Annotated in this window: 5 protein-coding genes and 1 pseudogene; 4 read left to right on the top strand and 2 right to left on the bottom strand. The window is 48.5% G+C overall.

The features are described from left to right. The 4 genes from Xsto_RS19595 to Xsto_RS19580 all read left to right on the top strand — a co-directional run. On the top strand, positions 1 to 2,917 hold a 2,917-nt coding region (locus Xsto_RS19595), incomplete at its 5' end, for a TipJ family phage tail tip protein (RefSeq protein ID WP_099126167.1). Further along, positions 2,917 to 3,282, top strand: coding sequence for a hypothetical protein (locus tag Xsto_RS19590; protein ID WP_241537903.1), 366 nt, complete (start codon positions 2,917 to 2,919; stop codon positions 3,280 to 3,282). The genes Xsto_RS19595 and Xsto_RS19590, both read left to right, overlap by 1 nt. Before the next feature lies 1 nt (position 3,283). Further along, positions 3,284 to 3,904 (top strand): hypothetical protein, encoded by a 621-nt coding sequence (locus Xsto_RS19585; RefSeq protein ID WP_099109062.1) that lies wholly within the window; start codon positions 3,284 to 3,286, stop codon positions 3,902 to 3,904. A gap of 34 nt (positions 3,905 to 3,938) precedes the next feature. Further along, entirely contained in the window at positions 3,939 to 5,354 is a 1,416-nt protein-coding gene (locus Xsto_RS19580; RefSeq protein ID WP_099126166.1) for a phage tail fiber protein, read from the top strand. Between the two features lie 47 nt (positions 5,355 to 5,401). Here Xsto_RS19580 and Xsto_RS19575 read toward each other — a convergent pair whose 3' ends face one another. Next, positions 5,402 to 6,103, bottom strand: coding sequence for a tail fiber protein (locus Xsto_RS19575; RefSeq protein WP_244590467.1), 702 nt, complete (start codon positions 6,101 to 6,103; stop codon positions 5,402 to 5,404). Between the two features lie 752 nt (positions 6,104 to 6,855). Further along, positions 6,856 to 7,254 (bottom strand): annotated as a pseudogene (locus Xsto_RS22430) (phage antirepressor N-terminal domain-containing protein); the annotation flags it as partial. Positions 7,255 to 7,410 lie beyond the last annotated feature (156 nt).

The following is a 7,410-nucleotide window of genomic DNA, read 5'->3' as shown; positions in this document are numbered from 1 at the left end:
TATCCGCTTGTCATGGCCCCAGTTGCAGACGCAGAAAGAAAACGGGGATACGGTCGGTTACCGCATTGATTATGTGATTGAAGTCGCGACAGATGGCGGTGCTTATCAGGAGATATTGAAAACAGCGGCTGACGGCAAGACGACCACCAAATATGAACGTTCACACCGCATCGATTTACCCAAAGCGCACTCTGGCTGGCAGGTGCGTGTGCGTCGGTTAACACCCAAGCAGAACAGCAACCGGATTGCCGATGCGATGATGATTGAAGCCATTACCGAGGTGATTGACGCCAAGCTGAGTTACCCCGAAACCGCGTTGTTGTTTGTTCAGTTTGATGCCAAACAGTTTCGTAATATTCCGCAGGTTTCCTGTGAGCCGAAGATGCGGGTGATCCGTGTGCCGGATAATTATAACCCTGAAGCCCGTAGTTACTCCGGTGTGTGGTCAGGGCAGTTTAAATGGGCATGGACGGATAACCCGGCATGGGTGCTGTATGACCTGATGATCAACGACCGGTTCAGCATTGGCTCACGGGTGAAGACCGAAAACTTAAGTCTCGCCAAATGGGACTTATACCGGATTGCCCAGTATTGCGATCAGTCCGTGCCGGACGGTAAAGGGGGCACCGAGCCGCGTCACACCTGCAATGTGTATATCCAGTCACAGGAAGAGGCATGGACGGTACTGCGGGATATCGCCGGTATCTTCCGGGGGATGACCTACTGGGCCAACAATAACATGAACGTGCTGGCGGATATGCCACGGGATGTGGATTATCTCTACACCCGCGCCAATGTGCGTGACGGTAAGTTTGTCTACAGCAGCGCCAGTGAAAAGACCCATTATTCTACCGCGATGGTGAGCTGGTCAGATCCGCAGAACGGGTATCAGGATGCCGTGGAACCCGTCTTCGACCACCGGTTAATCCGTCGTTTTCAGGTCAGGCAGGCCGATGTGACCGCGATTGGCTGTACCCGTCAGAGTGAGGCGATTCGGCGCGGTAAGTGGATATTGCACACCAACGAGTATGACCGGATGATCAGCTTTACCGTGGGGCTGGACGGTAAAATTCCCTTGCCCGGTTATGTTATCGGAGTAGCCGATGAAATGCTGGCAGGTCGTGTCTTGGGCGGTCGCCTCCACAATGCAGACGGACGCAATATTACCTTAGATAGAGTATCGTCGGCGAAAGTGGGGGAACGGTTGATACTTAATCTCCCTTCGGGTAAAGCCGAGGGCCGCACCATTCAGGCGGTTAACGGAAAGGTGATCACGGTTACGACGACGTATTCTGAAACCCCGATTGCTGAGTCCGTCTGGGCGATTGATGCCACCGATTTAGCCATTCAGTTGTTTCGGGTCACGGGGATAAAAGAAGGGGATGACGGTGTTTCCTTTGAAATTACCGCCATTGAGCATAACCCGGATAAATACGCCCACATTGATACCGGGATTCGCATTGACGAACGTCCCATTTCCCTTATTCCGCCCGGCGTACAGTCGCCGCCGAAAAATGTCGTTATCGGCAGTGATTCGGTAGTGCATCAGGGCATTGCCATTACCACACTGCGGGTGACGTGGGATGCGGCAGAAAGTGCCATTGCCTATGAAGCCGAATGGCGTCGGGACAATGGCAACTGGATAGCGGCACCGAGAACTTCAACCCAGGGGTTTGAGGTGCCGAACATCTACGCCGGACGTTATCAGGCACGGGTACGGGCGATTAATGCCGCGGAAATCTCCAGTCTGTGGGCCAATGCACCGGAAACTCACCTGAAGGGAAAAGCCGGTGAGCCGCCTGCGCCGCTGGGCTTTAAAGCCACGCCGATTGTGTTCGGCATCCAGTTAGACTGGGGCTTTGCACCTCATACGGATGACACACTGAAAACTGAAATCCAGTACAGCCCGACGAGTGACGGCGAGGGACTGATGTTACTGGCCGACATTCCCTACCCACAAAAGACCTATGTGATGCAGGGACTGGCGGCAGGCGTCGCTTTTTACTTCCGTGCCCGACTGGTGGACAAATCCGGTAATCAGTCCCCGTGGACCGACTTTCTGCGCGGTGAATCCTCCACCGATGCGAGCTGGATTATTGATGCGGCCGGTAATCAGTTTCTGACAGCGGAGGCCGGAAGGCGGCTACAGGCACAACTGGATTATCAGGCGGAAGCTGACCTGATTAACAGCGTCGGGATCCAACAGAATGCCTTTCAGCTCATGATGAAAGACGGCGAAAACAAGGCCGAAATTACCCGTCTTGACCGGGTGTTTGCCGATGAAAAAATCGCGGTCGCCCAACAAATCAATGAGGTGAAAGCGGAGTTAATCGGGGATATTAAAGCCAGCGTGCGGGAAAACGAAAAAGCCATTGCGAAAGTGGATTCAGCACTGGCAGAGAGTGAAAAGCGCACGCAGGTTCAGTTTAAAGACCAATCTGCGATTATCAGTGAGAAAGCCACGGCCGTGTTTGATATCACCGGGAACGGCTATGCCATCAAGGACATCGGCGCAGGTATTAATTATCAGGGGCAGTTTTATAAAGCCGGGATGGTGATTGGCGCTGAGGTGAAGAACGGCAAGGTCGAGACGCATTTCGGCGTCAGGGCCAACCAGTTTACCGTGGTGAATCCGAACAACGACAAAATGGAGCCGGTGTTTCTGATTAAGAACGGGCAAGTGTTTCTCAATAGTCTGTTTGTCGGTGATGCCACCATTGATAGCGCCAAAATTGCCGACACCCTCCAGTCAAGCAACTTTGACCCGGCGAGACGGACCGGCTTTAGGTTGAATATGCGCACGGGGGAAATGACCAGTTACGGTCAGGGTTCAGGCGGTTATTGGGTCGAAACCAACAACCTGAAGCAATTGTTTGACAGTCGCGGACGCTTGCGTATCCGAATGGGGTTTTGGTAATGGGCATGGGATTAGAGATTTATGACGAGCAGGGGCGGGTGATTATCACCACGAATAACATTATTCCACGTTTTCTCGGGACGCACATGATCCCGCTGAACAAAACCGGCAGCCTGTATTTGCCGGGATTAAGTGAGGGCGGCAATGTCACTGCCCGTTTCTTTCTGCGTATGCGTAGCTCTGGGGGCTCCGGGATTCAGATTGCCCAGCTCAGCAATGAGTTCACCACGTTCAGCGTCTCTGGCAGTACCTTCAGCTATCACGTCGATTATGACACTTATCGCTGGGAAAACATGGGGCGCGGGGGCGGACAGTCCAGTCCGTGGGCGGAAATGCAAAACTTTGTCACGATTTGGGCGATTTAAGATGCTGGGATTAGAGTTTTACACCGATAACGGACTGGTGCAACTGTCCGATAAAACGCCGTCACTGGGCTTTCTCAGAAAAGCCGGGGCGGATGAAAGCAATATCGGCTGGGACGAGCGCTACTATAACTATGCCGAAGTGTACGGCGCAGGCGGGAAGTATTTCTTTGCGCCTATCTCACAACTGTCTGTCTGGGGTAACAGCGGACTGGAGGTCTACAGCGAGCGCGGGGAACTGATGTTCTCGTCGGCCATGAAATTACTGTCGTTTGTGCGTTATTTTTCTGTTGATGTGCCCAATAACCAACACCGACCGCTTGTGCATGTGGGGGAGGCCGGGCGGCGTTATGGGTATATGCTGATAAAATCCCAGTCTCGCCAGCATTATAAAAATATCCGTTTCACTGACGGAAGCAATAACCCGCCTTTTTACAGTGATGAATGGGATTACGATGTGTATGTCGAGTCATTCAAGCCCCGTTACGGCAATGGCCGGATTGAACTTGCTTATTCTTATGAGTATCTGCGTCATGAGGGCAGTCAGAGTAATCCCGGTACATGGCGTGGCCCGCCTCCCTTAATGGCAGGCTTTATCGTCGATTTAACCATGATAGAAGGTTAACCCTCTCCGCTTTATTCATGTCAGGAATCCAACCATGATTTACACACAAGGCACACTTTCCACCGTGTCCGGTTCGGCGATTGTCCGTGGCACGGGTACAAAATTTAAAGATAACCTGAACGGCATTGCACCGGGGCAGGTGATACTCATTCAGTCCGGCAGCAGTAATTTACTGCATCTGATACAGGCGGTGAATTCGGATACAGAGCTGGTACTGGCGGATAAAGCCAAAACTACCCTGAATAACGTCACTTACCAGATCCAGACGACCGTGCCCAATTCCATCTCCGATGGTGTCCGACATATGTGCGCCATTAACAGCAGCAACATCCAGTTCTTGCAGAATATGGATAAGTGGATGACGCAGAACGGGACGGTGGAGGTAACGCTACCGAATGGACAAACCGTGTCACTGCAATCGATAAAGACATTGCAGGAAGGAATAGCTAATGCGTATCCGAAAACAGGCGGTAGGGTTAACGGTGATATTCATGCAGAAAAATTCTGGACAAAAACGGCGTTAAATCTGGGGGAGGGAGACTGGGGAGAACAACACGGCATCAATATTACACCTGTTGATGGTGCAGGTTTTGAGGGAAATAATGTCGAACTCCGTTCATGGTATGGCATTGGTTTTAAATCAAGTCTGGATAAGAAGACCCATATTTACTTTGATACCCGTGAAGGACATATTGCCGCGAGGGGGAATATTAATGCCAGACAGGTATTTTCAGAATCTCTGATGTTGGGAGGAGGTAGTGTAAATTACGGGCGGGTTGATGCGGCCAGTTTTGAGGGTAACAATATTGAAATTCGCTCATGGTATGGGATAGGTTTTTATTCAACATTCACCGAGCAGACCAGTATCTTTTTCAATGCGCGCACGGGAGATATATCAACCCGAGGAACAATCCGAGCCGGTAATGGGGTTGTGCTCTCTCTGGGGCAAAATTGCCATCAAGATGGTAGCGGCTATATCAGACCCAGTTCTCCTATCATCGAAATCTTCCCGTCGGGTAAATTCACCACCAACGACGAATCCGAAGGGGCAACCGTCTCTAAACTCGGACTCGGTCATTATCAGATAACGGGCGTACTGGGTTATAACGCGGACGGTGCCTGGGGTGTGCATGGGGGTATCTCCTCGCCGAAGAACAACAACGGGCTGGAACTTATCTACATTGATGACAAGGTGAACAAGGACGGCAGTATCACGATTGAAACCTTCCACCGTCAGCATAGCCATTTACCGGCACGCTTTCAGAACAAGCGGATAAAAGCCATTGTTAACGGGGAAAAGGTTTACTATCAGGACGGTGAACCGTGCGATATTCCCGAAGGCTGTCGTTTGGATGTCCGTGTCCAGATGCCGGAAAATTCGGTGTGGAATGTGAAGCAGAAGGTGGCAGAGGTTGCGACTGATAGTGAGCAGGCTGAACAGATGGAATAAGGGAATGATTAACCCGCAGAAAATTGCGGGTTAAGTTGTACTCAGAATTAAGCGGCTCTGACGATGTAATTGAAGGCGATGTTGCGGGGGCGGGTTTCTGATGCGGTTCTAGCAACCCTAGATGCATCAAAACTCCAGTCGCCGTTTGTGGAGCGTGGTCCTACGGTATGCGAGGCCCAGTCAATTGTCTCAAATTCCATCTGAAAAGCTCCATTCGCGCGCGGAGCCTCAATTCCTTTTACCATTCCGAGTGATCCTGTAATATTTTGTAACGCATCAGCCTGTTCCGATAAAATCTGGCGTCCATTATCTATTCCACGCTCACCATCCCATCCCCGAATAAATTCACCACGCAAATCAGGCAATAAGCCAGATGGATAAGCAAGAGCAAGTTTCGGGTATCTTACTTTATCAAATGAGTCACCGTTGCAGATAAGCCAGCCTTCAGGTGGGTTTTCTGTTGGCCAAGGAACGGGAACACCAACAGGTAAGGCTAAATTGGCATTTTGATTGGCAGAACTAGCCAAATCATATGCTGCCTTCACTGCTTTTGGTGTTGCAGCCATCGTTTCACTATCACTGCCAGTATCATTACTCAGGACAACAAAACCTTTATCTTGCAACGTGGCATCTGGGTGATTCCGGCTTGCCGCATGTTCTGCAATAGCTTCTTTGACATATTCCGGTGTTGCAACGATCACGAGATTACTATCATCTGAGACAGGTACATCAGGCTTCTTATCTTGCATATTCATTCCCTCATCTAATCAACAATACAGATTGCTAAATAACATGAAGGCGGTGGGAGACTTCTCCGCCGGTGAACATCAATAAAAGGGTTCATCAATACGGGAAAGTAAGGCTTGACTAAAATTTGATAGGTAATGTTTGTTGGCAGAATGACATAAAATGACAAGCGGGGAATTAATAGAATTTGTCAGACATATGATAATACTTAATAGGCTGAAAGCGGGATTTTTATAATTTGTAACTCATTGATTTATATAATTTCTGTCACCATGCAGGAATTAAGAAAAATCAATCGCTTATCTAAATAGGATAATTCTCCCCTTTTAACTCATTGATTTAATTGAATTCCGTTCCTGAGCCGGAATTAAGCAAAATCAACAAGTTACATAAAGGTGACATTTCTCACCTTTTAACTCATTGATTATTCCGTGGTCCTCACTTTGGTTGATGGGTATACGAAAATTTTCGGACACCTACAGTAACTCATTGATTATTCCATTCATCCTCACTTTGGCTTAATCCTTCCGTTTCAAATGGAGTGATTAATCAATGTGCAGAAGGGCAGAAATCTGCCCTTAGGGAATTAGAGTGTGTTAATTGGCAGAGGGGTTATTTTGTTAATGTGATAACCATATCGTCTAGCTATACCCTCAATGATACCTATTGGTGTCTCTGTTCCTCCGGTAAATATATTTCTTTCATTTTGATGGCTATTGTAAACCTCCATTCTGATAATATATTTAAAGTCAGATTGCTGAAGGGGCGTTTGTTCTTTTGCTTTTACTACCTCTTTTGTCCAGTATTCATAAAGCACATCGTCGCATTCGCCCTGATAGCGGATCACTTTGTCCCTAATTTCAGGCTTAACTTTGTTGGGATAAATGGTTGTTAACCAACCGGTCAGTTTACGGAGAGCGAGGCAGATCATTGACCGTGAACCGCATTTTGTAGGTATGGTGGAAATCACTATACCTTTATTAAACCGTTGTTTTAATTTTGTTAATTGGCTTTTCCAGTTTAACCCCATACCTTCAACAATGGGTCTCATTGGCACGTAAGGCTCGCCATTATAATTAACGATATATAGATCTGAACCATAAAATGGAACACTGATAGTTTTACTCGGCTCGTTAAGTGGTATACTTATCATGTTTACTTCCTCACTACAGGGTAAACGCTGCATTAGAGGCCCCGAAACTATTACCAGTAGTTCGGGGCTTCGCCATTTAAAGCGACATCATTTATTACGTAACTGTAACCTTTTGTAAATATTTACATGCTAAATTTGGGAAGCGGCTCGAAAATT

This window comes from Xenorhabdus stockiae, from assembly GCF_002632825.1.
GTDB classification, from domain to species: Bacteria; Pseudomonadota; Gammaproteobacteria; order Enterobacterales; family Enterobacteriaceae; genus Xenorhabdus; species Xenorhabdus stockiae.
The sequence above is the reverse complement of the archived record's forward strand: the minus strand, read 5'-3'. Positions and strand labels throughout refer to the sequence as shown.

Excerpts from the sequence above, each read along its gene's own strand:
- Xsto_RS19590 (WP_241537903.1), top strand. The coding sequence starts at position 2,917 with ATGGGCATGGGATTAGAGATTTATGACGAGCAGGGGCGGGTGATTATC.
- Xsto_RS19585 (WP_099109062.1), top strand. The coding sequence starts at position 3,284 with ATGCTGGGATTAGAGTTTTACACCGATAACGGACTGGTGCAACTGTCC.
- Xsto_RS19580 (WP_099126166.1), top strand. The coding sequence starts at position 3,939 with ATGATTTACACACAAGGCACACTTTCCACCGTGTCCGGTTCGGCGATT.
- Xsto_RS19575 (WP_244590467.1), bottom strand. The coding sequence starts at position 6,103 with ATGCAAGATAAGAAGCCTGATGTACCTGTCTCAGATGATAGTAATCTC.